General features: G+C 67.5%; 24 protein-coding genes and 1 pseudogene. 6 read left to right on the top strand and 19 right to left on the bottom strand.

Annotation, left to right across the window (positions count from 1 at the left end; all coding sequences use genetic code 11):
• Positions 1-224: 224 nt before the first annotated feature.
• The 6 genes from rlmM to EO139_RS20820 form a co-directional block, all read right to left on the bottom strand.
• A complete protein-coding gene (rlmM, locus tag EO139_RS20845) occupies positions 225-1,268 on the bottom strand; it encodes a 23S rRNA (cytidine(2498)-2'-O)-methyltransferase RlmM (protein ID WP_104585023.1) in 1,044 nt (347 codons plus the stop codon).
• 36 nt (positions 1,269-1,304) lie between these two features.
• Positions 1,305-1,865, bottom strand: coding sequence for a nucleoside deaminase (locus tag EO139_RS20840; RefSeq protein WP_104585025.1), 561 nt, complete (start codon positions 1,863-1,865; stop codon positions 1,305-1,307).
• A complete protein-coding gene (locus EO139_RS20835) occupies positions 1,865-2,278 on the bottom strand; it encodes a hypothetical protein (protein ID WP_104585027.1) in 414 nt (137 codons plus the stop codon). The genes EO139_RS20840 and EO139_RS20835 overlap by 1 nt, the downstream gene beginning before the upstream one ends.
• A gap of 173 nt (positions 2,279-2,451) precedes the next feature.
• Positions 2,452-2,649 carry a hypothetical protein gene (locus EO139_RS21500; RefSeq protein ID WP_164739958.1) on the bottom strand — a complete coding sequence of 66 codons (198 nt, stop codon included), beginning with the start codon at positions 2,647-2,649 and terminating at the stop codon, positions 2,452-2,454.
• Positions 2,650-2,764: 115 nt separating this feature from the next.
• Positions 2,765-3,694, bottom strand: a complete 930-nt coding sequence (locus tag EO139_RS20825; RefSeq protein WP_104649468.1) for a DMT family transporter — start codon at positions 3,692-3,694, stop codon at positions 2,765-2,767.
• Between the two features lie 218 nt (positions 3,695-3,912).
• On the bottom strand, positions 3,913-5,652 hold the full coding sequence (locus EO139_RS20820; protein WP_126972329.1) for a glutamine--tRNA ligase/YqeY domain fusion protein: 1,740 nt from the start codon (positions 5,650-5,652) through the stop codon (positions 3,913-3,915).
• 314 nt (positions 5,653-5,966) lie between these two features.
• Here EO139_RS20820 and EO139_RS20815 point away from each other — a divergent pair, with 314 nt between their 5' ends.
• Positions 5,967-6,608, top strand: a complete 642-nt coding sequence (locus tag EO139_RS20815; RefSeq protein ID WP_126972327.1) for a glutathione S-transferase family protein — start codon at positions 5,967-5,969, stop codon at positions 6,606-6,608.
• Position 6,609: 1 nt separating this feature from the next.
• Positions 6,610-6,840 (top strand): DUF2007 domain-containing protein, encoded by a 231-nt coding sequence (locus EO139_RS20810; RefSeq protein ID WP_126972325.1) that lies wholly within the window; start codon positions 6,610-6,612, stop codon positions 6,838-6,840.
• A 270-nt stretch (positions 6,841-7,110) separates the two neighbouring features.
• Here EO139_RS20810 and EO139_RS20805 read toward each other — a convergent pair whose 3' ends face one another.
• From EO139_RS20805 to EO139_RS20795, 3 genes are read right to left on the bottom strand one after another with little or no spacing between them, the layout of a single operon-like run.
• Positions 7,111-7,575 carry a response regulator gene (locus EO139_RS20805; RefSeq protein ID WP_104585035.1) on the bottom strand — a complete coding sequence of 155 codons (465 nt, stop codon included), beginning with the start codon at positions 7,573-7,575 and terminating at the stop codon, positions 7,111-7,113.
• Complete coding sequence (locus tag EO139_RS20800) at positions 7,572-9,482, bottom strand: ATP-binding protein (RefSeq protein WP_115676200.1); 1,911 nt, start codon at positions 9,480-9,482, stop codon at positions 7,572-7,574. Before EO139_RS20800 ends, EO139_RS20805 begins: the two co-directional genes overlap by 4 nt.
• Complete coding sequence (locus EO139_RS20795) at positions 9,479-10,186, bottom strand: response regulator transcription factor (RefSeq protein WP_126972323.1); 708 nt, start codon at positions 10,184-10,186, stop codon at positions 9,479-9,481. The genes EO139_RS20800 and EO139_RS20795 overlap by 4 nt, the downstream gene beginning before the upstream one ends.
• Positions 10,187-10,310: 124 nt before the next feature.
• Here EO139_RS20795 and EO139_RS20790 point away from each other — a divergent pair, with 124 nt between their 5' ends.
• Both EO139_RS20790 and msrA read left to right on the top strand, forming a co-directional pair.
• Positions 10,311-10,826: an SgcJ/EcaC family oxidoreductase gene (locus EO139_RS20790; protein ID WP_126942295.1), complete on the top strand. Its 516-nt coding sequence runs from the start codon at positions 10,311-10,313 to the stop codon at positions 10,824-10,826.
• Positions 10,827-10,908: 82 nt separating this feature from the next.
• On the top strand, positions 10,909-11,559 hold the full coding sequence (gene msrA, locus EO139_RS20785; RefSeq protein ID WP_126972321.1) for a peptide-methionine (S)-S-oxide reductase MsrA: 651 nt from the start codon (positions 10,909-10,911) through the stop codon (positions 11,557-11,559).
• Positions 11,560-11,891: 332 nt separating this feature from the next.
• Here the strand turns inward: msrA and EO139_RS20780 are convergent, their stop codons facing one another.
• The 6 genes and pseudogenes from EO139_RS20780 to ahpC form a co-directional block, all read right to left on the bottom strand.
• Positions 11,892-12,461 carry a type 1 glutamine amidotransferase family protein gene (locus tag EO139_RS20780; protein WP_104585045.1) on the bottom strand — a complete coding sequence of 190 codons (570 nt, stop codon included), beginning with the start codon at positions 12,459-12,461 and terminating at the stop codon, positions 11,892-11,894.
• A gap of 395 nt (positions 12,462-12,856) precedes the next feature.
• Positions 12,857-13,825, bottom strand: coding sequence for a transaldolase (tal, locus tag EO139_RS20775; RefSeq protein WP_126972319.1), 969 nt, complete (start codon positions 13,823-13,825; stop codon positions 12,857-12,859).
• A 56-nt stretch (positions 13,826-13,881) separates the two neighbouring features.
• Positions 13,882-14,323: pseudogene (gene rnk / locus EO139_RS20770) on the bottom strand (nucleoside diphosphate kinase regulator); the annotation flags it as partial.
• A 398-nt stretch (positions 14,324-14,721) separates the two neighbouring features.
• The gene (locus EO139_RS20765; RefSeq protein WP_024940621.1) at positions 14,722-15,663 is read right to left on the bottom strand and encodes a LysR substrate-binding domain-containing protein; all 942 of its coding nucleotides are present in this window, start codon (positions 15,661-15,663) and stop codon (positions 14,722-14,724) included.
• A gap of 79 nt (positions 15,664-15,742) precedes the next feature.
• Positions 15,743-17,335, bottom strand: a complete 1,593-nt coding sequence (gene ahpF / locus EO139_RS20760; protein WP_104585049.1) for an alkyl hydroperoxide reductase subunit F — start codon at positions 17,333-17,335, stop codon at positions 15,743-15,745.
• Between the two features lie 217 nt (positions 17,336-17,552).
• Complete coding sequence (gene ahpC, locus EO139_RS20755) at positions 17,553-18,116, bottom strand: alkyl hydroperoxide reductase subunit C (RefSeq protein WP_003488826.1); 564 nt, start codon at positions 18,114-18,116, stop codon at positions 17,553-17,555.
• Between the two features lie 199 nt (positions 18,117-18,315).
• Here ahpC and prmC point away from each other — a divergent pair, with 199 nt between their 5' ends.
• Together prmC and pip are read left to right on the top strand one after the other, a co-directional pair.
• Positions 18,316-19,179: a peptide chain release factor N(5)-glutamine methyltransferase gene (gene prmC, locus EO139_RS20750; RefSeq protein ID WP_126972317.1), complete on the top strand. Its 864-nt coding sequence runs from the start codon at positions 18,316-18,318 to the stop codon at positions 19,177-19,179.
• Positions 19,180-19,435: 256 nt separating this feature from the next.
• The gene (gene pip / locus EO139_RS20745; RefSeq protein ID WP_104585053.1) at positions 19,436-20,377 is read left to right on the top strand and encodes a prolyl aminopeptidase; all 942 of its coding nucleotides are present in this window, start codon (positions 19,436-19,438) and stop codon (positions 20,375-20,377) included.
• A gap of 258 nt (positions 20,378-20,635) precedes the next feature.
• Here the strand turns inward: pip and EO139_RS20740 are convergent, their stop codons facing one another.
• The 4 genes from EO139_RS20740 to EO139_RS20725 are packed head-to-tail and all read right to left on the bottom strand — an operon-like array spanning position 20,636 to position 23,520.
• Complete coding sequence (locus EO139_RS20740; RefSeq protein WP_126972315.1) at positions 20,636-21,421, bottom strand: N-formylglutamate amidohydrolase; 786 nt, start codon at positions 21,419-21,421, stop codon at positions 20,636-20,638.
• Positions 21,414-21,965, bottom strand: a complete 552-nt coding sequence (locus EO139_RS20735; protein WP_005988855.1) for an NUDIX hydrolase — start codon at positions 21,963-21,965, stop codon at positions 21,414-21,416. The genes EO139_RS20740 and EO139_RS20735 overlap by 8 nt, the downstream gene beginning before the upstream one ends.
• The gene (locus tag EO139_RS20730; protein WP_126972313.1) at positions 21,962-22,948 is read right to left on the bottom strand and encodes a 5'-3' exonuclease H3TH domain-containing protein; all 987 of its coding nucleotides are present in this window, start codon (positions 22,946-22,948) and stop codon (positions 21,962-21,964) included. The genes EO139_RS20735 and EO139_RS20730 overlap by 4 nt, the downstream gene beginning before the upstream one ends.
• Positions 22,945-23,520, bottom strand: a complete 576-nt coding sequence (locus EO139_RS20725; protein WP_115676215.1) for a nitroreductase — start codon at positions 23,518-23,520, stop codon at positions 22,945-22,947. The genes EO139_RS20730 and EO139_RS20725 overlap by 4 nt, the downstream gene beginning before the upstream one ends.
• Positions 23,521-23,613 lie beyond the last annotated feature (93 nt).

The following is a 23,613-nucleotide window of genomic DNA, read 5'->3' as shown; positions in this document are numbered from 1 at the left end:
CTGAAGCACATGCCGTGCCATCGTGCGGGATCAGCGCCTGCTGCGAGCCGCACGCCTACTCAGGTGCTCTGCATGTGCCCCCTGGAGTGGTGTCATGCACATCGGCACGCTGCCACTGGCCAGGACCCACAGCAATTCCGCCGCCAATCACCCGCCTTTACGATTCCCGAATCCCGAATCCCCGCTCCTACGATTCCCCAATCCCGATTCCCGATTCCCGGCCCTCAGCCCCGCATCGCCAGCACCGTGATCTCCTCACGATCGTGATACAGCTGCTTGGCACGCACGATCAGCGATTTTTCGGCCTGCTGTTCGAACAGGTCCAGGCATAGCCGGGTTTCGTCCCAGCGCTTTTTCATCGGCAGCTTGAGGTTGAAGATGGTGTTGCGGCACCAGCCTTCGCGGATCCAGGTGGCCATGCGTTCGGCCACGCGGCGCGGTTGCTCGACCATGTCGCAGACCATCCAGTCCAGCGCCTGCGCAGGCTTCCAGTGAAAGCCGTCGGCACGCAGATGTTCGACCAGGCCGGTTTCCAGCACATGCTCGCGGAGCGGGCCGTTGTCGACGCTGGTGACATGCAGGTGCTGGCGGGTGAGCACCCAGGTCCAGCCGCCGGGCGCCGCGCCCAGATCGGCGGCGCGCATGCCGGGCTTGACCAGCGTCTCGCGTTCTTCCGGTGTGAGCAGGGTGAGCAGGGCTTCGTCGAGCTTGAGCGCCGAGCGCGATGGCGCCTCCGGCAACAGCTTCAGGCGCGGAATGCCCAACGGCCACGGCGCGCTGTCGGCACTGTCGGCCACCGCCAGCAAGGCATGGTCGCCATCGAGAAAACAGACATGCAGCCGCGCCAGGCGCGGCTGCGGTTTGTCGGTCAGCAGGCCGGCCTTGCGCAAGGCCGGACGCAAGGCATTGCCGAAACTGCGTGCCAGCCCGGCCAGCGGCTTGCCCGCGTCCGAATCCGGGTGTTCCACCCACAGGTCGCCGAAACGCGGCTGGCCTTCCAGGGCGGCCAGGATCGGCGTGATGCGGTCCTTGGGGTCGATGCCCTTGAGTTCGGCGACCACCACCAGCTTCTGCCGCGCGAAGATCAGCTCGCGCCAGTGCAGCCTGGTGGCCAGTTGCGCGGCCTCATCGCAGACGAACAGCACATAGCCGTCGTTGCGCTGGGTCCGCGCATAGCCGGCGATGCCGACGAAGGCGGCGCGCGCGCTCAACTCGGCGGCCAGCTCCGGCTCGAAGCCCTGGCGGCAATAACAAAGCAGGCCGCTCATCGCAGGGCCTGGCGTGCGCGATCGCTGCGGGGCAGGTCAATAATGGTCACCGCCGCCCTCGCCATAGGTGCGCAGCACCGCGCAGGCCTGGTCGCGATGCACGTCGCGCACCACCTCGATGCCGCGACGGGTGAGCTCGCCCACCCAATCGGCCGGCAAGGGGCCTTCGTCGAATTCGGTCAGCGCCATCACGTCTTCGGCGCGTGCGCCGATCAGCAGGCGGTCGATGCCGGCCCACACCGTGGCGCCGTAGCACTGGCAGCACGGCTGTGCCGAGGTGGCCAGCGTCACCGGCGACAGCACATCGTTCAGGCGCGGCGTCTGCAGGCGTTGCTGGGCAAGCATGTAGGCCATGTTTTCGGCGTGCGCCAGCGAGGTGGTCTGCGGCACCACGCGGTTCACCGCCGCGGCGATGATGCGGTGGTCCGGGCCGAACACGACCGCCCCGAACGGGCCGCCGCTGCGCTCGTGCACGTTCATCCGCGACAGGTCGATTGCCAGCGCCACCTTGTCCTCGTCGCTGGGATAGGCGCGGCTGTCGTCGACATGCGCGTGAATCCAGTCGGGCAGCGTGAGGTGGACTTGCGCGTAAAGCATCAGTGGACCATTTCTGTAGAGGGGGGAGCGGGGCGCAGTGTATCGGCCTGGGCGTCCTTTGCGGCACATTGCCCGGCCACGCACTGGCAGGCGCTGATCTCGCGGAAGCCGCACACGCTCATCATGCCGCTGGCCTGGCATTGCGCCTGCACGCCCTTGGGGTCGGTGGCACTGTTGACGTTGACGCAGGCCGGAAATGCGCCGCAGCAGTTGCCGACGTTCTTCACCGTGCAGTCGGCGTCGGTGCGACAGGTGGTGGTGACGGTGATCGGCTTGCCACTTGCCGGACTGGTTGCCGAGCCGGTCGCTGGAGGCGGCGTGGCCGTATCGGCCGGCGGTGCGGCGCAGCCGACCGACACCAGACAGGCCAGCAACAGCATCGAGCTCAGACACCGGGATAAAAGACGGGACATGCGGCCGCTCCGATCAGGACAGGTGAGCGGCCATGGTAAGCCCCTGCTGCGTGGAGTGCGGCTGGACCTGGGCACCGGCACACATCCGGGGCGCCGGGGCCTGCGCGCGTTGCGCCCGATGGCGCCGGCTGTGGCTGGCGCGTGGCCGGAACACGCCTGCAGCGTCGGTGCAGTCAGCGCTGTCTGCGCAGGGCCCGGCTGCAGCGGGTCGCAAGGTCCAGTTGCTGCATGCTTTCGTCGCGGCGATCGTTGGGCAGATCGTCATCCGACCGGCCCGGAAGCAGCCTGCAGAACACCTCGGCCGGGGTCACCGCGGTCGAGGCGGGTGGCTGCGGCGAGCAGGCCGCCAGGCCGATCGACAGCGAAAACATCGCGCTGCGCAGCGTGTTTGCAGGCGGGCGTGAACATGGTTGGGGGAGGCACATGGCGGCGTTCCTGACGGACACAGCCTGCAATCTAGGCCGCTGCGCGCATCAGTCGCCGGCGTCATTTCGCTTCCGCATGCAGTGCTGCGCACCACAGCACGCCGACCAGCAGGCAGGCGATGGCGGCCAGCTCCAGCGGCGTGGGCAGGCGCATTTCCCAGGCAAAGCCGTACAGCAGCGCAAAGACCGTTTCGAACACGATCATCTGGCCCACCAGGGTCAGCGGCAGCACGCGGCTGGCCCGGTTCCACAAGGCGTTGCCGATCACCGAGGCCAGGATGCCCAGCAACAGCGAAATGCCCCAGAAACCCGCCCAGTCGATCGGCGCATGTGGCGCGCTGCCGAGCAGGGCAGCCGGCGCCAGCAGGAGTGCCAATGCGCCGGTGACCACGCCAGTCAGCAGCGACCAATCGCCCCCGGACAGGTCCGGCCGCCGTCGTAGCCAGCGCGCATTGCCGATGGAATAGGCCGACCACGACGCCAGCGCACCGAATGCACAAAGCAGGCCGGCGATGCGGGTGGCGCGATCGCTGGCGTGGTGACCGGCATCGTGCTGCAAGGTGTCCAGGGCGACCAGCGCCACGCCGATGACGCACAACACGCATGGCGCAGCCAGGCGTCGCAGCTGCACCGCGCCTGCGGCACGCGTGCCGATCACGGTGACCACCACCGGCAACAGGCCGATGATCAGCGCGGTCGCCGCGCTGCCGGCCCACTGCACCGCGCTGCCGAGCAGCACGTAATAGATCAGGTTGCCCAGCAGGCTCAGACGCACCAGCGCCCACCATTCGGCCCGCCCCAGCCGTGCAGCGGTCTGCCGCGCGCGCGGTGCCAGTACCAGGGCGGCGACCGCGCCATAGGACAGATAACGGGCAACGGCCAGTTGCAACGGCGTAAATGCCGCCAGCAACTGCGGCGCCAGAAACACCAGTCCCCATAGCGCGCCTGCACCGATGCCGCAGGCAACACCGACCATCAAGCGCTCACGCATCGTGCTGCTCCTTCATGCCATGCGCCATGCAATGAAGTGCGGCACGCAGTCTCCATTGCGCTTGTTCATTACTTCAAAAGACAACGCGCTGCGGTGGCTTCGCGCTGCTTGCCTGATCTGCGGTGACAGCCATCAGCGGCCGATCGCGCCAGCCACGCCGGCTTGGCTGCCTGCCGCCATATCCGCGCCGGACGGCTGGCCCCCGGCGCGGTTCCGACTCACTTGGCCCAGGTGTCGCGCAGGGTCACGCTGCGGTTGAACACCGGCGTGGCAGCGCTGTGGTCGCGGCGATCGGCCACGAAGTAGCCGGTGCGCTCGAACTGGAACGACTGCTCGGGCGCCGCCTGCGCCGCGCTCGGCTCCACATAGCCGCGCACGCTGCGCTTGGACTCCGGGTTGAGATAGTCGCGGTAGGTCTTGCCTTCGGACTCGTCATCGGGCTTTTCCACCGAGAACAGACGGTCGTACAGGCGGATTTCCGCTTCCACCGCATGTGCGGCGCTGACCCAATGGATGGTGCCCTTGACCTTGCGGTTGGAACCGATCATGCCCGGACGCGATTCCGGGTCCAGCCAGCCGCGCAGCTCGACGATCTCGCCCGCAGCGTTCTTGAGCACTTCGTCCACGCGCGCAATGCCGGCGCCGCGCAGGCGAATCTCGCCACCGGGCACCAGGCGCTTCCAGCCCTTGGGCGGGACTTCGGCAAAATCCTCGCGCTCGATCCACAGCTCGCGTGCGAACGGCACCTCGCGCGTGCCGAAGCTGTCGTCCTTGGGATGGTTGGAAAACTGCAGCGTCTCGGCGTGGCCCTCGGGCAGGTTGGTCAGCACCAGCTTGAGCGGGTCGACCACCGCCATGCGGCGCGCCGCGGCCGCATCCAGATCCTCGCGCAGGCAGCCTTCCAGCACCGAGAAATCGATCAGCGAGTTCTGCTTGCTGATCCCCACACGATCCACGAACAGGCGCATCGCCGCCGGTGTATAGCCGCGCCGGCGCAGGCCCTGCAGCGTGTACATGCGCGGGTCGTCCCAGCCATCCACCAGCTGTTCTTCCACCAGCGCGGTGAGCTTGCGCTTGCTCATCACGGTGTAGTTGATGTTCAGGCGCGAGAACTCGATCTGGCGCGGCTTGGCGGCCTCGCGCGGCAGACCCTTGTCCAGCAGCGGCTGCAGCAGCTCGGGATGGCCGGCCAGGTCCACCTTGTCCACGCACCAGTCGTAGAGCGGGCGGTGGTCTTCGAATTCCAGCGTGCACAGCGAATGGGTGATGCCTTCCACCGCATCGCCCAGCGAATGCGCGAAGTCGTACATCGGGTAGATCGGCCAGGCGTTGCCGGTGTTCTGGTGCTCGACATGCTTGATGCGGTACAGCGCCGGGTCGCGCAGGTTGATGTTGCCGCTGGCCATGTCGATCCTGGCGCGCAGGGTGCGCGCGCCATCGGGGAATTCGCCGGCCCGCATGCGCCGGAACAGGTCCAGGTTTTCCTCGACGCTGCGCTCGCGAAACGGCGAATTGCGGCCGGGCTCGGTCAGCGTGCCGCGGTACTCGCGTACCTGTTCGGCGGACAGGTCGCAGACGAAGGCATGGCCGTCGCGGATCAGTTTTTCCGCAGCCAGGTAGTACACCTCGAAGTAGTCCGAGGCATGGCGCAGCTGCGCCCATTCGAACCCCAGCCAGCGCACGTCGTCCTGGATGGCGACTACGAACTCGGGGTCTTCCTTGGCCGGGTTGGTGTCGTCCAGGCGCAGGTTGCACAGCCCGCCGAATTCGGCCGCCAGGCCGAAATCCAGGCAGATCGCCTTGGCGTGGCCGATATGCAGATAGCCGTTGGGCTCGGGCGGGAAGCGGGTGCGGATGACCGTGTGCTTGCCGCTGGCCAGATCCTCGCGGACGATCTGGCGGATGAAGTCTTTCTTCTCCGCCGGGGCGGTGGCGTCGGTGGCTAGGGTCTCGGACATGCGCGCATCAGCAATAGGTAAACCGCAAGTTTAGGCGGTGGCACCGGTTTAGGGGTAGGCGGCGGGGATGTTGCGTGGTGGGCCGGTGCTTTCCGCTGTGGCGTCAAGCGCCAGCAGGCCCGTTGGCCAGTGCCACCAATGCCACCCAGTGGGGCCGTGGGCCTGCTCAAGGCCGCTATTGGCTGCGACATGTGGCTGTCGGCGAGACGGTCGCGCCGGTGGGTGAAGGCGTGCCGGGAGCGCCCGATCGGCCACGGCTGGCGGTCGCCGGCCCCGACGCGTACGCTGCGCCGACCTTCTGCAGCGAGCAGCGCATGCCTTTGCCCCGCCTGGTGATCGGCGACAAGACCCTGTCTTCCTGGTCGCTGCGCCCGTGGCTGCTGCTGCGGCACTTCCAGGTACCGTTCGAAGAAGTCCGCCTGCCGCTGGATACGCCCGAGTTCCAGGCGCGCATTGCCGGTTATTCGCCGACGCGCAAGGTGCCGGTGCTGTGGGACGACGCCCTGCATGTCTGGGACTCGCTGGCGATCTGCGAGTACGTCAACGAGCGCTGGCTCGCCGGCTGCGGTTGGCCGGCCGAGCTGTCGGTGCGGGCGCAGGCGCGGGCGGCTGCGGCTGAAATGCATTCGGGCTTCGTCGCGTTGCGCACCCAGCTGCCAATGAACCTTGCTCGTCAGCCCGGCCCCGCCCACTGGGACGCGGCCGCCGAGCGCGACATCACCCGCATCCAGGCGCTATGGGCCAGCCTGCGCGCCGCGCACGGCCATGCCGGGCAGTTCCTGTGTGGCGACTTCGGCATTGTCGATGCCATGTTCGCCCCGGTCGCGTTGCGTTTTGCCAGCTACGGCGTACCGCTGTTCGAGACTGCCGGGGATTACCTGGCCGCGCTGGATGCGCTGCCGGCACTGCGCGAGTGGACGCAGGGCGCCGAGCGCGAACGCCTGGAGCGCGGTTGACATGCAGATCGCGTATCGCGCCAACCACATCATCGACGCGCACCTGGCCAAGCACGCGCTGGAAGATGCCGGCATCACCGCCTTCGTGTTCGGCGAATCGCTATTGGGCGGTGCCGGCGAGCTGCCCGCCTTCGGCGTGCTGCAGGTCTGCGTGGCCGACCTGCACCTGAGCCAGGCGCAGGCGGTGCTGGCAGACATCGGCCTGTGCGGCGAGGTCACCCGCGCGCTGTAGCGCAGCACCAGTCGTAGGAGCGCACCGGGGCGCGACGGGCGTTACCGGGAAAGCCTCTTCGCGCCCGGGTGCGCTCCTACGCTGGTAGGCGCTTGGGATTGATGGCGCGCATCATCCCGGCTGATGCTACCCGTTGGCGGCCCTCGGTCAGTGCGGCGAGGTCACCCGCGCGCTGTAGCGCAGTACCAGTCGTAGGAGCGCACCGGGGCGCGACGGGCGTTACCGGGAAAGCCTCTTCGCGCCCCGGTGCGCTCCTACGACGTGCACCCATCATCCTGGCTGACGCCACCCGGGCGGCGCGGCCTCCGGCGCCGCCAGCGCCCGCAGGCGTTTGAACAGCACGGTGGTTTCGGCCACGTTCCAGACCCGTAGCGCGACCTCGAAGGTGTCCAGCGGCTTGGTCAGAAAGTCCTTGGCACCCAGGCCCAGGGCGCGGTGGCGCGCGCTGCGGCTGGGGTCGGCGGTGAGCACGATCACCGGCAGGAAGTGGCCCGGATCGGACAGCCGCGCCAGTTGTTCCAGCAGCGCGTAGCCGTCGAGCTCGGGCATCTTCAGGTCCAGCAGGATCAGGTCCGGCGCGAATGCCGACACCAGCCCCATCACCCGCAGCGGGTCGGTGGTGGCGATGACCTGCTGGAAGCCTTCGCGCTGCAGCAGGTCTTCGAGCAGCCGCACATTGGCCGGCTCGTCGTCGACGATGAGGATGCGCGAGCCGAGGATTTCGTCGCGTGTCATGCCAGTAGTCCGTCGATCACAGTGAAGAACTCCGCCACGTCGAGCGGCTTGGTCAGATACGCACGCACGCCCTGGTTACCGACGCGCGCCAGGGTGGCGGTGGTGGCATCGGCACTGATCACCACCACCGGCACGCCGGCCGTGGCCGGCTGCGCCTGCAGCTCGTGCAGCAGGTCTTCGCCGCTGCCATCGCTCAGATGCAGGTCCAGCAGGATCAGGTCCGGGACACCGTGCTGCAGCAGTTCGCGCGCCTGCGCCAGGCTGGCCGCCTCCAGCAGCTGCCATTGCGGGCGACGTTCGCTGAGGGTACGGATCAGGGCCTGGTTGGACGGGTTGTCCTCGATGCTCAGCAGCCGGCACACGCCGCTGCCCGTGTTACTCGGCGGCACGCTGGCGCGCGCCGGCTCGCGGCGCTGCGGCTCGCCCTGCGGCAGCGCGATCCAGAAGCGTGCGCCATCGCGGCTGCTGTCCACGCCGATGCGCCCACCCATCGCCTCGATCAGCCGCTTGCTCAGTGCCAGGCCCAACCCGGTGCCTTCCACCGCCGAGCGCTCTGCACCCAGCCGCTCGAACGGCGTGAACAGCCGCTCGATCTGCGCCGGCGTCAGGCCCGCGCCCTGGTCTGCGACCGTGATGCGCACCTGCTCGCCATCCGGCTGCGCGCTCACCTGCACCTGGCCACCGGTGCGGTTGAACTTGACCGCATTCGACAGCAGGTTGAGCAGCACCTGGCGCAGCCGCTGCGCATCGGCGCGCACCGTCCACGGCCCGTCGATGGCCGCCGGTTGCAGCGCGATGCCGTGCTTGTCCGCGTCCGGCGCGATCAGGCCCAGGGCCTCGTGGACGGCCGCACGCACCGAGATCGGCTCCGGGCTCAGGTCCAGTTGATCGGCCTCGATGCGCGCGATGTCCAGCAGCTCGGTGATCAGCCCCAGCAGGTGCCGGCCGGCGCCGAGGATATGCTGCAGATGACGGCGGTGCCCGGGTTCGGGCAGATCCATTTCCAGCACCTGCGCATAGCCCAGGATCGCATTGAGCGGCGTGCGCAATTCGTGGCTGCTGCGCGACAGGAATTCGGTCTTTGCGCGGTTGGCGGTTTCCGCCTCGCGCCGCGCCAGTTGCGCTTCGGCCGCACGCGCGGCGAGCAGCTCGCTGGCCTGGGCCAGGCGCTGGCCGACCTGGCCCAGCTCATCGCCGGCACGCGGCTGTGGTGCCAGCGGCAGGCCTTCGCCCAGCCGGTCGGCATTGGCGGCCAGCGTGCGCAGGCGCCCGGAGAGCGCCGAGGCAAACCACGCCACCGCAAACACCGCGCCCAGGCCGCCGAGCATTGCCGCACTCAGGGTGATGATCAGGTTGCGCTGGCGCAGCCCTTGCGCCTTGGCGGTACGTACCTGCAATTGCGCGGTTTCGTAATTGCGCAGTTCGCGCAGTTCGGCACGCAGGATGTCGAGCTTGTACTTGCCGTCCCACAGCTGGCGGATCTCTTCCTCGCGGCTCAGATCCGGCGCCAGCAGACGGCGCCAGCCCTGCATCTTTTCCGCAAACAAGGGCTTGATGCGCGCGAACCGCTGCGCCTGCCCCGGGTCGGTGATGCGTTGCGACAGCCGCTCGGCCACCCGTTGCAGGCGCGGCTCGGCATCGCGGTACGGGGTGAGGAATTCATCGCGGCGCACCAGCCGATAGCCGCGCACGCCGGCTGCGGTTTCGGCCAATAGCGCGTGGGCTTCGTACAGATCGCTCAGCACTTCCAGCGTTTGCCGCACATCGTTTTCGGCAGCGATGTTCTGCCGCTCCACGCTGTAGATCGCCATCAACGCGACCGCCAGCAGCAGCAAGGGCAGGGTCACCACCGCCAGGCTCTTGCGGGTGATCGGCCAATCGTTCCAACGCACCGCCACTGCATTCATAGCGCGAGTCCGGCTTGGACCGCGTACACCGCGGCCTGGGTGCGATCTTTTACCTCAAGTTTCTGCAGGATTCGCTCCACATGCACTTTGACCGTGCCGGGAGAAATCCCCAGTTCAGCTGCCAGGGTGGCATTGGTGAGGCCGCGCGGCAGCAGTGACAGCACCTGTTTCTCGCGCTTGCTGAGCGTGCCGAGGCGGTCGTCCTGCACCGGCTTGCGCCGACGCGTGGCGAGCGGTTTGGCCGGTTCGGCCACCATCGCCGGCAGCAGCAGTGCGAAGGCCTGCAGCGCCTGGACGTCATCGTTGCCGGGGGCGGGGCGGTTGTCGTTCCAGGCCACGCACAGCATGCCGAGGGTGCTGCCCAGCGCATGGATCGGCATCTTGGCCTCGCGGATTTCGGCCGGGCGCGGCGGCATCAGCCACGCCGCCTCATGGCTGTCGCCGGCCGCGCTGGCTCCGGGCGGCAATGCGCGGCCGCGGCTGGCCAGCACCTGCGCACGCGGCCCGCGCTGTGCCAGCACCGCGCCATGTTCCAGGCCCAGCAACAGCAGCACCCGGCCCAGCACCGCGTCGCAGGCCTGCTCCGGCGTCTGTGCCTGGCGCAGCGCCACCGCCGCCTCCCACAGCGCCTGCCAGCGTGCGCTGTCGGATGCCTCGCGTCGCAGCGTCAGGCGCCAATCGCCAGCGTTGGTAGGGGTTTCCATAGGTTCGCTCTAGGCCGATCAGCATATTTGAGTATATGCCACCCGGCAGAATTGTTGGGGCCGCTTGGTTTCGATACTGCGCTTGCCCGATGAGGCACCCCCATCCACCACACGGAGATTTCCCATGCGTCGCACTCTGTTCTCTCTGGTTCTGGCTCTGGCTGCCACCCCGGCGCTGGCTGGCGGCGTGATGCACTACACCGACAAGGCCACGTTGCCGGCAGGCGGCGAAGAACGCGAAGTCGCGTCCCTGTTCGACACCTGGAACGCGGCGCTGGCCACCGGCAATCCGGACAAGGTGGCCGATCTGTATGCCCCGGACGGCGTGCTGCTGCCGACCGTGTCCAACGAGGTGCGCGCCTCGCGCGCGCAGATCGAAAAGTACTTCGAGATGTTCCTGACCAAGAAGCCGCAGGGCGTGGTGAACTACCGCACCGTGCGCGTGCTCGATGACGACAGCGCAGTGGATGCCGGCGTCTATACCTTCACGCTGACCGACAAGGACGGCAAGAAGAGCAAGGTGCAGGCGCGTTACACCTTCGTGTACGAAAAGCGCGACGGCAAGTGGCTGATCATCAACCACCACAGCTCGGCGATGCCGGAAGTGGACACCGCCACCGCCTCGTTGACCAGGAAGTGATGCCGCATCGGCCGTAGTGGCTTGAAAGCCGCTACGGCCGGCGCCATCCAGCAGGCAATCCTCACGATTGCGGAGTTGCACCATGCTGGGAATCGGCGCTTTCAAACAACGTATGCCACGTCCGGGCGAGGCGTTACCCGGACGCGAGCATGCACTACCGCTCCACAACAGCCACCTGATCAACGGCCATCCGTTGCGCGGGGAATTCACCGGCCTGGCCCAGGTGCAATTCGGGCTTGGCTGCTTCTGGGGTGCAGAACGCAAGTTCTGGAACCTGCCAGGGGTGTACACCACGGCAGTGGGCTATGCCGGCGGCGAAACACCCAACGCCACCTACGGCGAAGTGTGTTCCGGGCAGACCGGCCACACCGAGGCGGTGTTGGTGGTCTATGACGCAGAGAAGGTGTCGTTCGCGCAACTGCTGCGCACGTTCTGGGAAAGCCACGACCCCACCCAGGGCATGCAGCAGGGCAACGATGTGGGCACGCAGTACCGCTCGGCGATCTATTGCACGACACAGTCGCAATACGACGCCGCGCTAGCCAGCCGCGAGGCGTACCAGCAGCAGCTGGACGCCGCCGGGTATGGCGCCATCACCACGGAGATCCGTTTCCCGGCGCCCACGTTCTATTACGCCGAAGACGATCACCAGCAGTATCTCGCCAAGCATCCCAACGGCTATTGCGGGCTTGGCGGAACGGGAGTGAGCTGCCCGACCGGGCTGGATGCCTGACGGAAAGGCGGGCCGGATTGAAGCGCTGTCATCCACGTGATCGTGGCGGCGTGCCGATGGCCAACAGTGACCGGCAGCGTTCTCACGATCAGGCAGCGCATGGGAGTGCATGCCAGGCAACTCGAATGGCTACGTCGGAGACGACGTGGCCATCTTTTTGTGTGGGGCGTACGCAAGACGCGCCGGCACCGCTGCGGGTGGCCGAGCGGCGAACCGGCCCGGCGGATCATTGCGGTCAATCCCGACGGCCAATCGGTGCAATGGATCGGTGCGGCGACCCGCTCCATCCAGTCATCGCAGCCAATGCGCCGGGTGCGACTGAATCCGCTGGATCAGACGAACTCGCCGGCGAACATGCCGCGCAGCTGGGCCAGCATGTCGGTGCGTTCCGGATGCAGCAGCCGCATGCAGGCAAGCGCGAAGCCGACCGGGCTGGTGCCGGGCGCGGTGATCACGCCGTCGGCGGTCACCACCTTTTCGTGCCGGTATTGCGCAGCACCGGCATACGGCACCACGTGTTCCTGCAGGAAAGCCAGCGCGTTGCTGGTATGCGCGCGTTCGTCGAGCAGGCCGGCATAGGCCAGGGCGATGGTGGCACCGCAGATCGCGGCGACCGGGCGCTGGTGCTGCACGCGCTCGACCAGCAGGCCGCTCAGTCCGGGGATTTCGCCGGCTTGCCAACGCTCGCTGCCGGGCAGGATCCACAGATCCGCATCCAGCGGCGCCAGATCGGAGAGGGCGAAGTCCGGGGTGATGCGCAGCCCGCCGATCGACTGCACCGGCTGACCATCGATGCTGGCGATGGCGACCTGGTCGCCGAACCATTCGCGCGCCGCCGGCAGGACGATGCCAATTTCCCAATCGGCCACGCCGTCGACCATCACCACTGCAATGTTTGCCATTGTCCGCTACGCCAGTTGAGGAACCCGGATTCTAGGCAGTGCGGGTCGGGCGGGTGTAAGCGATGTGTGGAGAGCGACGTCGATGTGCTCTTCGATCAGACCAAACAGACGCTTGGCAGCCCGGCGGCGGCCGCGCAGGCGTCAACATGCCCGCACGCTCAGCGATGCCCGGCAAGGCCACCCTTGGCCGGCTGCAGTTCCCGCGCCAGCCTCGCACGCCGAGCTGGGCGAAAATGGCCGCGGTGGAACGGGTATTCGCCTTCGAGAAAGCCATCGATCGGCCGGCATCGCCACGCGTCGTGGCGTCAGCATGTCATGCAGCCAGACGATGCAAACCAAAAACGCCCGCAGCCAGGAGGCTGCAGGCGTCGTTGCCGCGACCCGTGGCGCTGCAATCAGCCGGCGAGCTTGTCGGTGATGGTCTTGCGCAGTGCCTGCAGATCCTTGGCGAAGGCATCGATGCCGCTGGCCAGCTTTTCGGTGGCCATCGGGTCGGCCGCCAGATCGGTGGCGAAGCGGTCGCTGTCGATCGGGGTGATCTGCGCGTTGTCGGCCTGCGCAGGCGAGAGCTTGCGGGGCAGCTGGCCGTATTCGGCATCGAGCTTTTCCAGCAGCTCCGGCGAGATGGTCAGGCGATCGCAACCGGCCAGCGCTTCGATCTGCGCGGTGGAGCGGAACGAGGCGCCCATCACCACGGTGGACGAGCCACGCTGCTTGAACTCGTTGTAGACCGTGCGCACGAACACCACGCCCGGGTCTTCGTCGATGCTGGCCGGGGTCTGGCCCTGGGCGACGTAGTAGTCCAGGATCCGGCCCACGAACGGCGAGATCAGGAACACGCCGGCCTCGGCACAGGCCAGTGCCTGCGAGCGGTTGAAGATCAGGGTCAGATTGCAGTCGATGCCCTCGCGCTGCAGCTGGCGGGCGGCTTCGATGCCTTCCCAGGTGGCCGCGATCTTGATCAGGATCTTGTCCTTGGACACGCCACGCTCGGCATACATCGCGATGAACTTGCGCGCCTTGGCGATGGTCGCCTCGGTGTCGTGCGCCAGGTCGGCATCGACCTCGGTGGAGACACGGCCCGGCACCAGTTCGGCCAGCTTGACGCCGACACCGATGGTGAGGCGGTCGGCCACTTCGTTGACGGTGGCGGTGCGGTCTTCGCCGCCATGTTCGCGGCCCCAGGCCAGTTCGCGCTCGATCAGATCGGCATAGACCGGCAGGTCCAGAGCCTTCTTGACCAGGGTGGGATTGGTGGTGCAGTCGACCGGCTTCAGACGCTTGATGGCGTCGTAGTCACCGGTGTCGGCAACGACGACGGACAGGTCACGCAGCTGGGCAAGCTTGGAGGGAGATGCAGTCATGCGGGTTCTCTCGAATCGTGGAACGGGTCGTGGATAGGACGCAGCGCGCTACGGTAGCGCGCCTGGCGTGGGAAGTCAGGCGCCGGCCAGCGCATGTTGATCGTGCACGGCACTCACGCGCAGACGCAGGTCGCGCCCGTCGGGCGTGCGCCAGTCGATGCTCTGGCCGACCGACAGGCCGAGCAGCGCACTGCCGACCGGCGCGAGCACCGAGATGCGGCCGTGCTGCACATCGGCCTCGTGCGGATACACGAGGGTGAGCGTATGCCGTTCGCCATGCAGCTCATCTTCGCAATCGATGCGGGAGTGCATGGTGACAACATCGCCGGGAATCTGGTCGGGCGGCACGACGCGTGCACGGCCCAGTTCGTCACTCAGCGCGGTGGCGGCCGGGTGCTTGTTGAATGCGGGGGAATCGAGCAGGGCCTCAAGCCGGGCGAGGTCATGGCTGGAAACCAGGATGGACGGCGGCAAGCCGCTGTGGTGCTGCGAAGTCATGGCAATCTCCTTGACGACTACCGCTCGCCGACATGGTGAGCGTCACTCAGCAGATGAGGGCGCCGTTGCCCGATCGCAATGCATGGCGAGATGGGGCAGCGCATGCCACCGGTTGAGGCTGGCGCAGCACCGAGCGTCGTGGCCCGTGGCCAGGGATCCGGCAAGCGCGGCAATGCGTCAGCACACCGCCGCGCGCATCAGCGCCCAGCGACGGGGGTGGAGTCCGTCGCGCGTCAATGACGCCGCAGCTGCCGGCCGTGTCCAGATGCATCGCACCGTCACCAGCGGCCAAACAAAAAACGACGCTTGCGCGTCGCTTCTGTCCACTAGCAGGTGAAAACGCATCACGCCAAGCAACCGCAGCCGTGACACGATTCCCGATTCCCGATTCCCGATTCCTAGGCCGCAACCGCCTTGGGACCCGTCGCCGGCTGGTCCAGCGTGAACAGGCTCTCCGGCAACTCCTTGAACAACTGCGCCAGCTGCTCCAGGAACGCAGTCATGGCCGAGCTGCGGCGCCAGGCCATGGCGATGCGGCGGCTGGGTTGCTTGTCCTCGCGGAAGCGGATCAGGCGGATGTTCTCCGAGCGTGCGACCGGTGGCTTGACCGCCAGCAGCGGCAGCAAGGTCACACCGACGTTGGCGGCCACCATCTGGCGCAGCGTCTCCAGGCTGGTGGCCTGGAACTCGGATTTTTCCAGGGCACCGGCAAGATGGCAGACATCCAGCGCCTGCTCGCGCAGGCAGTGGCCATCTTCCAGCAGCAACAGCCGCTGCTCGGACAGATCGTCCAGCGTCATGCTGTCATGGCGCGACAGCGGATGACCTTCCGGCACGGCCAGCACGAAGGGTTCCTCGAACAGGAATTCGGCATGCAACTGCTCATCCTGCAACGGCAGTGCGAGCAGCGCCGCATCCAGGCGGCCTTCGCGCAGCTGGTGCACCAGCTGATCGCTCTTTTCCTCGATCAGCAGCAGTTCCAGGCGCGGGAAGCGCTCGCGGATCCGCGGCACCACATGCGGCAGCAGGTACGGCGCCAGGGTAGGAAAGATGCCCAGCCGCACCGTGCCCGCTTCCGGATCCTGGCTGCGCCGCGCGGCTTCCTTCATCTGTTCCACTTCGGCCACGATGCCGCGCGCGCGCATCGCCGCCTCGCGGCCGGCCGGGGTCAGCATCACCTTGCGCGGTGCACGTTCCACCAGCGGCACGCCGAGCTCGTCCTCGAGTTTCTTGATCTGTGTGGACAGCGTCGGTTGACTGACGAAGCACGCCGTCGCGGCACGGCCAAAATGCTTGTGGTCGGCCAGGGCGACCAGATATTTCAGGTCACGCAGATTCATGTGCAGCAGCCCTCATTGCGGTGACGGGGGACGCCCGGAGCGTAGCGCCCGGGCGGGCCGGGCGCTGACTCGAGTGCGCTTACGCAGCCTGGGCGACGTTGTCGGCGCTGACCGGTGCGCTGGAGCGGATCAGGTGGTCGAACGCGCTCAACGCAGCCTTGGAACCTTCGCCCATCGCGATCACGATCTGCTTGTACGGCACCGTGGTGGCGTCGCCGGCCGCGAACACGCCCGGAACATTGGTCTGGCCGCGATCGTCGACGATGATCTCGCCGCGTGGCGACAATGCAACCGAACCCTTGAGGAATTCGGTGTTGGGCAGCAGGCCGATCTGCACGAACACGCCTTCCAGATCGACGTGCTGGATGTCGCCGCCGGTGCGGTCCTTGTAGACCAGGCCGGTGACCTTCTGCCCATCGCCCAGCACTTCGGTGGTCTGCGCACTGGTGATGATGCGCACGTTGTGCAGGCTGCGCAGCTTGCGTTGCAGCACTTCGTCGGCGCGCAGTTTGTCGTCGAACTCCACCAGCGTGACATGCGCCACGATGCCGGCCAGATCGATCGCGGCCTCGACACCGGAATTGCCGCCGCCGATCACCGCCACGCGCTTGCCCTTGAACAGCGGGCCATCGCAATGCGGGCAATAGGCCACGCCCTTGTTCTTGTACTGGTCTTCGCCCGGCACGTTCATCTGCCTCCAGCGCGCGCCGGTGGACAGGATCACGGTCTTGCTCCTGAGCGAGGCGCCATTGGCCAGCTTGATCTCGATCAGGCCATCGGCACCGGCCGGGATCAGCTGCTCGGCGCGCTGCAGGTTCATGATGTCCACGTCGTACTGGCGCACATGCTGCTCGAGCGCGGCAGCCATCTTCGGGCCTTCGGTTTCCGGCACCGAGATGAAGTTTTCGATCGACATGGTGTCCAGCACCTGGCCACCGAAACGCTCGGCGGCCACGCCGGTGCGGATGCCCTTGCGGGCGGCGTACACGGCCGCTGCCGAGCCGGCCGGGCCACCGCCGACCACCAATACGTCGAACGCGTCCTTCGCAGCGATTTTTGCGGCATCGCGCTTGGCCGCATTGGTATCGAGCTTGGCGACGATCTGCTCCAGCGTCATGCGGCCCTGGTCGAACAGCTCGCCGTTCAAGTAGACGGTGGGCACCGACATGATCTGGCGGGTTTCCACCTCGTCCTGGAACCACGCACCATCGATGGCCACGTGCTTGATGCGCGGGTTGAGCACGGCGGCAAGGTTCAGCGCCTGCACCACGTCCGGGCAGTTCTGGCACGACAGCGAGAAATAGGTCTCGAACTGGTAGTCGCCATCCAGATGCTGCACCTGCTCGATCACGTCGGCGGCAGCCTTGGACGGGTGCCCGCCCACCTGCAGCAGCGCCAGCACCAGCGAGGTGAACTCGTGGCCCATCGGCAGGCCGGCAAAGCGCAGCGAGATGTCCTGGCCGGGCGTGGTCAGCGCGAACGAAGGCTTGCGCTGGTTGTCGTCGCGGTGGATGTCCAGGCTGATCTTGTCCGACAGCAGCACCAGGTCCTCGAGCAGGTCGAGCATTTCGCGCGAGCCGGCGCTGTCGTCGATCGAGGCATTGATCTGGATCGGCCGCGTGACCCGTTCCAGGTAGGCGGTCAGCTGGGTCTTGAGGTTGGCATCCAACATGGAGAACTCCTGGGAATGGGCAAGGGGAGGGCGTGGCGTCGCTGCGGTGGGGCAGGTCGCCGGGGAGGAGGGGATGAACCGCAGCCGGCGCGATGTCGGGAATGCGTGCTGGCGATGGCTGGCGGGCAGCCCGGCACCGGCTCCGGTTCACCCCCGGCCCAGTGCTGGGCCGGAGATGTCCTTGCGGCCTGAGGACAGGCCGCAAGGGATGGTCGATTTAGATCTTGCCGACCAGGTCCAGCGACGGAGCCAGGGTCTTGGCGCCTTCCTTCCACTTGGCCGGGCAGACCTGGCCAGGGTTGTTGGCGACGAACTGGGCAGCGGTCAGCTTGCGCAGCGTCTCGGTGACGTCGCGGGCGATGGAGTTGTCGTGGATTTCCAGGGTCTTGATGACGCCTTCCGGATTGATGATGAAGGTGCCGCGCAGGGCCAGGCCTTCTTCTTCAATGTGCACACCGAAGGCACGGGTCAGCTTGTGGGTCGGGTCGCCGATCAGCGGGAACTGCGCCTTGCCCACGGCCGGCGAGGTTTCGTGCCACACCTTGTGCGAGAAGTGCGTATCGGTGGTGACGATGTAGACCTCGGCGCCTGCCTTCTGGAACGCGGCATAGTTGTCGGCGGCGTCTTCCACTTCGGTCGGGCAGTTGAAGGTGAAGGCGGCCGGCATGAAGATCAGCACCGACCACTTGCCCTTCAGGCTGGCCTCGGTGACTTCGATGAAGTTGCCGTTGTGGTACGCATTCGCCTTGAACGGCTGGACCTGGGTGTTGATGAGAGACATTGAGTTTCCTCGTGCGGTGAAGGGGACGGGGGATGGAACAGTCGCCATGGTAGGCAGGATCGATAGATTTCTCAAATCGATTGATGGAATTGTATAGATAGGCTGTGGCTATCGAGTGCGCAGACGGCGTCTGCCGCTGCAGGGGCAGATTCCATCTCCGATAATGGTCGGCCGATGTTGCGTATGAGTGAATGATCGTATGAGCGAGGACCCAGCCGGTCTTGCCGCCGAGCAGTTGTTGCGGCGGGCAGTCGAGCGGATCGACCGCAGTGACGCCGAGCCGCTGCTGCTGCACGCGCTGGGCCGCGACCGCGCCTGGTTGTTCGCGCATGGCCGCGACCCGGTCGACCCGTCTGTGGCCCAGGCGTTCGAAGCGCTGGTGCAGCGGCGCCAGGGCGGCGAGCCGGTGGCGTATCTGACCGGCAGCCGTGGGTTCTGGACGCTGGAGCTGGCGGTCTCCACTGCTACGCTGATCCCGCGCGCCGACACCGAGCTGCTGGTCGAACTGGCACTCGAGCGCCTGGACGGCCTGGCTGGCCGCCGCGTTGCCGATCTGGGCACCGGCAGCGGGGCGATCGCGCTGGCGATCGCCAGCGAGCGGCCGCAGGCACAGGTGATCGCCACCGACGCCAGTGCGGCGGCGCTGGCAGTTGCCCAGCGCAATGCCGACAGCCACCGGTTGCGCAATGTCGACTGCCGGCAGGGCAGCTGGTTCGCGCCGCTGGCCGGAGAGCGCTTCGATCTGGTTGCCAGCAATCCGCCGTATATCGCCGCGCAAGATCCGCATCTGCGCCAGGGCGATCTGCGCTACGAGCCGGCCAGTGCGCTGGCCTCCGGCCCCGACGGCCTGGACGACATCCGCCTGATCGTTGCCGATGCGCCCGCGCACCTGCTGCCGGGCGGCTGGTTGCTGCTCGAACACGGCTGGGACCAGGGCGCGGCGGTGGCCGAGCTGCTGCGGGCGCGCGGCTTCGATGCGGTGGCGACCCACCAGGACCTGGAACAGCGCGATCGGGTGACGACGGGGCGCTGGTCGCGCGCTGCGGACGGACTGGGCGGCTAGCCACAGTTAGGCTAGCCACGGTGAAAAGCGGTCGTCAGGTGTGTGCAGACGGCGCGCTCTGTCCCGGGCCAGGCGCAGGGGGCAGTCCGTTCCGGGCGGCGACCGCGCCTGCCTGGCGGCGCCTGCGGGCGTCTTGGATCAGTTGCACCAGGCCTTCGTGTCCCGCCGTGCACCTGGCCCTGGTCGATCGCGTGGGTGCGCCCGGCGTGGGTGTGCCAGCTGCCGATACACTAGTGGTTTCCCGCAGGACCGACGCATGCGCACGCTCTATCCCGAGATCACGCCGTACGACCACGGCACCCTCCAGGTCGACGACCGCCACACCCTGTATTTCGAGCAGTGCGGCAATCCGCAGGGCAAGCCGGTGGTGATGCTGCATGGCGGCCCCGGGGGCGGTTGCAACGACAAGATGCGGCGCTTCCATGACCCGGCCAAGTACCGCATCGTGCTGTTCGATCAGCGTGGCGCAGGCCGCTCCACCCCGCATGCCGATCTGGTGAACAACACCACCTGGGACCTGGTCGCCGATATCGAACGCTTGCGCACGCACCTGGGCATCGCGCGCTGGCAGGTGTTCGGCGGCAGCTGGGGCTCGACGCTGGCGCTGGCCTACGCGCAGACTCATCCGCAGCAGGTCACCGAGCTGGTGTTGCGCGGCATCTTCCTGCTGCGCCGCTTCGAGCTGGAATGGTTCTACCAGCAAGGCGCCAGCCGGCTGTTCCCGGATGCCTGGGAGCACTACATCAACGCGATTCCGCTGGTGGAGCGCGCCGATCTGATCTCTGCCTTCCATCGCCGCCTCACCAGCGACGACGAAGCCACGCGTCTGGCCGCGGCCAAGGCGTGGAGCGTATGGGAAGGCGCCACCAGCTTCCTGCATGTGGACGATGATTTCGTCACCGGGCATGAGGACGCGCACTTTGCACTGGCGTTCGCGCGCATCGAGAACCACTACTTCGTCAACGGCGGGTTCTTCGAGGTCGAAGACCAGCTGCTGCGCGACGCGCACCGCATCGCCGATATCCCCGGCGTGATCGTGCAGGGGCGTTACGACGTGGTGTGCCCGATGCAAAGCGCCTGGGATCTGCACAAGGCCTGGCCGAAGGCGCAGCTGCAGGTCAGCCCGGCCGCCGGTCATTCGGCATTCGAGCCGGAAAACGTCGATGCGCTGGTGCGCGCGACCGATGGGTTTGCCTGAGCGCAACCGGCGCAACCGGGAGCGTGCACGGGAAGCTGCAGCAGCGCTCGCGCGCCAGCGGTAGGAGCCCACCCGGGCGCGACGTAGGATAACGGGACGGCCTGTCGCGCCCGGGTGCGCTCCTACGAGGCAACCGTCGTCACCGAGGCTGCGGATCAGCGCGGCCGCCGCATGCCCCGTAGGAGCGCGCCTGCGCGCGATGAGGCGTTACCGATGACGCCCCATCGCGCGCAAGCGCTCCTACGGTGACTGCCGGTTTCAGGGCGGCAGCAATGCCTGTGCCAGTGGCGGCAGGATGCGTGCCAGTCGCCGTGCCCAGGCCTGCTGGCCGGTCGCGTCAGCGATCAGGTCCTGGCGGATCTCCAGCTCCACATGCAGCAGTCTGCGGCCTTCGCCGTAGACCGGAATCGCGTAGTCGCTGCTGTCGCTGACCGCATACGGCTGGTTGTCGCCGACCACCAGATCCGGCTCCTCGCGCAAGGCCTGCAGCAGGCGGTGTGCCAGCCGGGTGTCGCGGTTGTACAGCACGCCGGCATGCCAGGGCCGCGCATTGCCGGCCATGATCGGTGTGAAGCTGTGCATCGACACCAGCACGGTCGGTTGCCTGCGCTGTGCACGCGCATCCAGCTCCGCCGCGATGCGCGCATGGTACGGCGCAAAGATCTCGTCGATGCGTTGCTGCCGCGCGTCGGCCGACAGCTGCAGGTTGCCGGGAATCGGGGTGCCGTCGCTGACCTCGGGCATCAGCGTGGTCGAACCGTGCGGGCGATTGCAGTCGATCACCAGGCGCGAATAGGTCTGCGTGATGGCGATGGCATCCAGCGCATCGGCCAGCAGGCGGGTGACCCCGGCAATGCCGATATCCCAGCCGATATGGCGGTCCAGCGCATGCTGCGGCAGGCCGAGATTGGCCAGCCGCGCCGGCACGCGTTGACCGGCGTGGTCGGCGATCAACAGCCACGGCGAGGCGGCCTGCGGGTTGTGCACGCTGAAGGCTGCCGGATCGTCGGCGCCCAGCAGGCGGTCAGCGGTCGCTTCAGCCACGCGGGGTGCCGTCCAGTGCGTGATCGACCAGATACAGCCCGGCCCACAGCTTGGGATCCATCTGGTAGCCCTCGGCCATCTTCTGCACCAGCCAGGCGCCGACCTGCGCGCGCGGGATCTCGTGCACGGTGATGTCCTCGCTGGCATCGCCGCCGCCCGCGCCGACCTTGCGCAGGCCGGTGGCGCGCACGAAGGCGATCTTCTCGCTGCTGGCGCCGGCCGAGGTGGGGCCGATCATCAGCACTTCGGCGTGCTCGGCGGTCCAGCCGGTTTCTTCTTCCAGCTCGCGAATGGCCGACAGCTCGATCGACTCGTCGGCATGCACGTCGCCGACCAGGCCGGCCGGCATTTCGATGGTGCGTGCCTGCAGCGGCACGCGGAACTGCTCGACGAACAACATCGCATCGTCCGGGGTCACCGCCACGATGATCGCGGCCAGGCCGCCGGCATGCACGCGCTCGGAATATTCCCAGGTGCCGCGCACGACCATGCGCTGGTACTTGCCTTCGTAGACCACGGTGGGCGGGGTATCGTGTCGGTTCATGGATGCAGACCTTGTTCCAGGGAAACGGGAGTGCGCGGTGCCGGCGCGCCACTGCACGCGGCCAGCAACCGGCGCCGGGTGAGCGGGCCAAAGCGCAGGCTCTCGCACAATCCGCCCAGCATGTCCGTATCGGCTTGCGCGCGCGTGAAACCGGCAGCGGTCAGCGCCAATGGCGCGTCGAGGGCGATGGTGGTGAGCTGGCGCCACAGCAATGCGTGTTCGCGTTGCTCGCGCAGGCGCGCGGCCATCTGCGCCGCGCCGCGCAGGCGCAGGAACGGAATCTCGTCGATGCGTTCCAGCAACGCATCCAGGCTGCCGAAATGCGACAGCAGGACCGCCGCCGATTTGGCACCGATGCCGGTGACGCCGGGAATGTTGTCGATCGCATCGCCGCACAGCGCCAGGTAGTCGGCGATCTGGTGCGCATGCACGCCGTGGCGCGCCTTGACCCCATCCATGCCCCAGCGCAGGTTGCGCGCGTAATCCCACTGTTCGTCGTGCTCGAGCAGCAGCTGCGACAGGTCCTTGTCGGCCGATACGATCACCCCGCGCAGGCCGTGCGCACGCACGCTGTGCAAGGCACTGCCGATCAGATCGTCGGCCTCGTAATCGCGGTGCGCCAGCACGCTCAGGCCCAGCGCGGCGCACAGCGCCTTGCAGTGCGCGAACTGGCGCCGCAAGGCATCCGGTGCCGGGGTGCGATTGCCCTTGTAGGCCGGGTAGATCGCATGCCGAAAACAGCTGTCCAGCGCCTCGTCGAAGGCGATGGTGATGTGCGCGGGATCCTCGCGCTCGAGCAGGTCGAGCAGGAAACGGGCAAAGCCGTGCACGGCATTGGTCGGCCAGCCCTGCGCATCCTGGAATTCATCCGGGATCGAATGCCAGGCGCGGAACACGTACAGGCTGGCATCGACCAGATACAGCGGGGGCGGGCGAGTGACCGCCAGGGGCGCGCCCGCAAGCGTGGGGGTGTGCGTGGTCACGGGGCCCAGTCGCGCAGCAGCGCACGCGGGTCCGGGCGCTCGCGCTCGGGCACCTGCATGCGCGGGGTGCCGATATGGATGAAACCGGCGATGCGCTCGTTCTGCTCCAGGCCCAGGTAGCCGGTCACCGCCGGGTCGTAGGCCATCCATGCGGTCAGCCACTGCGCGCCGAAGCCATGCGCCTGCGCGGCCTGCAGCAGCGCGAAACACACGCAGCCGGCGGTGAGCAGCTGTTCCTGCTCGGGCACCTTGTGCCCGGGGCGCAGCGCGGCGATCACCACGACCACCAGCGGCGCATCATTGAAACGGTTGCGGTCTTTTTCCACTGCTGCGGGCGGCGCCAGCGGGTCGGCGGCCTGGGTGCGCTCGGCCAGGAAATCGCCCAGTGCCTGGCGTGCGTCACCGCTGATGCGCAGAAAGCGGAACGGCACCAGCTTGCCGTGGTCGGGCACGCGCACTGCCGAGGCGAGCATGCGCAGCAAGGTATCGTCATCCGGGCCGGGTTCGCCCAGCTGTTTGGATGGGACCGAGCGGCGCGCGTCCAGCGCCTGGAGCGAATACGGTGCGTGCATAATTTCGGGTCGAGGCGAGGATGCGGGCAAGTATAGACGGGCCCTTCCCAACGTCCGCCGCATCATGGGCGGCGGGCCGAGGTCGGCCCGGTC

Source organism: Xanthomonas sp. BRIP62411 (assembly GCF_003993525.1).
Classification (GTDB): domain Bacteria; phylum Pseudomonadota; class Gammaproteobacteria; order Xanthomonadales; family Xanthomonadaceae; genus Xanthomonas; species Xanthomonas euroxanthea.
This window is presented reverse-complemented; position numbering and strand designations above follow the sequence as displayed.

Bases quoted from the DNA above. Each gene is read 5' to 3' on its own strand.
- EO139_RS20795 (WP_126972323.1), bottom strand. From the start codon at position 10,186: ATGGAAACCCCTACCAACGCTGGCGATTGGCGCCTGACGCTGCGACGC.
- EO139_RS20810 (WP_126972325.1), top strand. From the start codon at position 6,610: ATGCAGATCGCGTATCGCGCCAACCACATCATCGACGCGCACCTGGCC.
- EO139_RS20800 (WP_115676200.1), bottom strand. From the start codon at position 9,482: ATGAATGCAGTGGCGGTGCGTTGGAACGATTGGCCGATCACCCGCAAG.
- tal (WP_126972319.1), bottom strand. From the start codon at position 13,825: ATGACTGCATCTCCCTCCAAGCTTGCCCAGCTGCGTGACCTGTCCGTC.
- EO139_RS20790 (WP_126942295.1), top strand. From the start codon at position 10,311: ATGCGTCGCACTCTGTTCTCTCTGGTTCTGGCTCTGGCTGCCACCCCG.
- ahpF (WP_104585049.1), bottom strand. From the start codon at position 17,335: ATGTTGGATGCCAACCTCAAGACCCAGCTGACCGCCTACCTGGAACGG.
- EO139_RS20765 (WP_024940621.1), bottom strand. From the start codon at position 15,663: ATGAATCTGCGTGACCTGAAATATCTGGTCGCCCTGGCCGACCACAAG.
- EO139_RS20805 (WP_104585035.1), bottom strand. From the start codon at position 7,575: ATGACACGCGACGAAATCCTCGGCTCGCGCATCCTCATCGTCGACGAC.
- ahpC (WP_003488826.1), bottom strand. From the start codon at position 18,116: ATGTCTCTCATCAACACCCAGGTCCAGCCGTTCAAGGCGAATGCGTAC.
- EO139_RS20825 (WP_104649468.1), bottom strand. From the start codon at position 3,694: ATGCGTGAGCGCTTGATGGTCGGTGTTGCCTGCGGCATCGGTGCAGGC.
- EO139_RS20735 (WP_005988855.1), bottom strand. From the start codon at position 21,965: ATGAACCGACACGATACCCCGCCCACCGTGGTCTACGAAGGCAAGTAC.
- EO139_RS20725 (WP_115676215.1), bottom strand. From the start codon at position 23,520: ATGCACGCACCGTATTCGCTCCAGGCGCTGGACGCGCGCCGCTCGGTC.
- EO139_RS21500 (WP_164739958.1), bottom strand. From the start codon at position 2,649: ATGTTTTCGCTGTCGATCGGCCTGGCGGCCTGCTCGCCGCAGCCACCC.
- prmC (WP_126972317.1), top strand. From the start codon at position 18,316: ATGAGCGAGGACCCAGCCGGTCTTGCCGCCGAGCAGTTGTTGCGGCGG.
- msrA (WP_126972321.1), top strand. From the start codon at position 10,909: ATGCTGGGAATCGGCGCTTTCAAACAACGTATGCCACGTCCGGGCGAG.
- rlmM (WP_104585023.1), bottom strand. From the start codon at position 1,268: ATGAGCGGCCTGCTTTGTTATTGCCGCCAGGGCTTCGAGCCGGAGCTG.
- EO139_RS20835 (WP_104585027.1), bottom strand. From the start codon at position 2,278: ATGTCCCGTCTTTTATCCCGGTGTCTGAGCTCGATGCTGTTGCTGGCC.
- EO139_RS20780 (WP_104585045.1), bottom strand. From the start codon at position 12,461: ATGGCAAACATTGCAGTGGTGATGGTCGACGGCGTGGCCGATTGGGAA.
- EO139_RS20840 (WP_104585025.1), bottom strand. From the start codon at position 1,865: ATGCTTTACGCGCAAGTCCACCTCACGCTGCCCGACTGGATTCACGCG.
- EO139_RS20820 (WP_126972329.1), bottom strand. From the start codon at position 5,652: ATGTCCGAGACCCTAGCCACCGACGCCACCGCCCCGGCGGAGAAGAAA.
- EO139_RS20815 (WP_126972327.1), top strand. From the start codon at position 5,967: ATGCCTTTGCCCCGCCTGGTGATCGGCGACAAGACCCTGTCTTCCTGG.
- pip (WP_104585053.1), top strand. From the start codon at position 19,436: ATGCGCACGCTCTATCCCGAGATCACGCCGTACGACCACGGCACCCTC.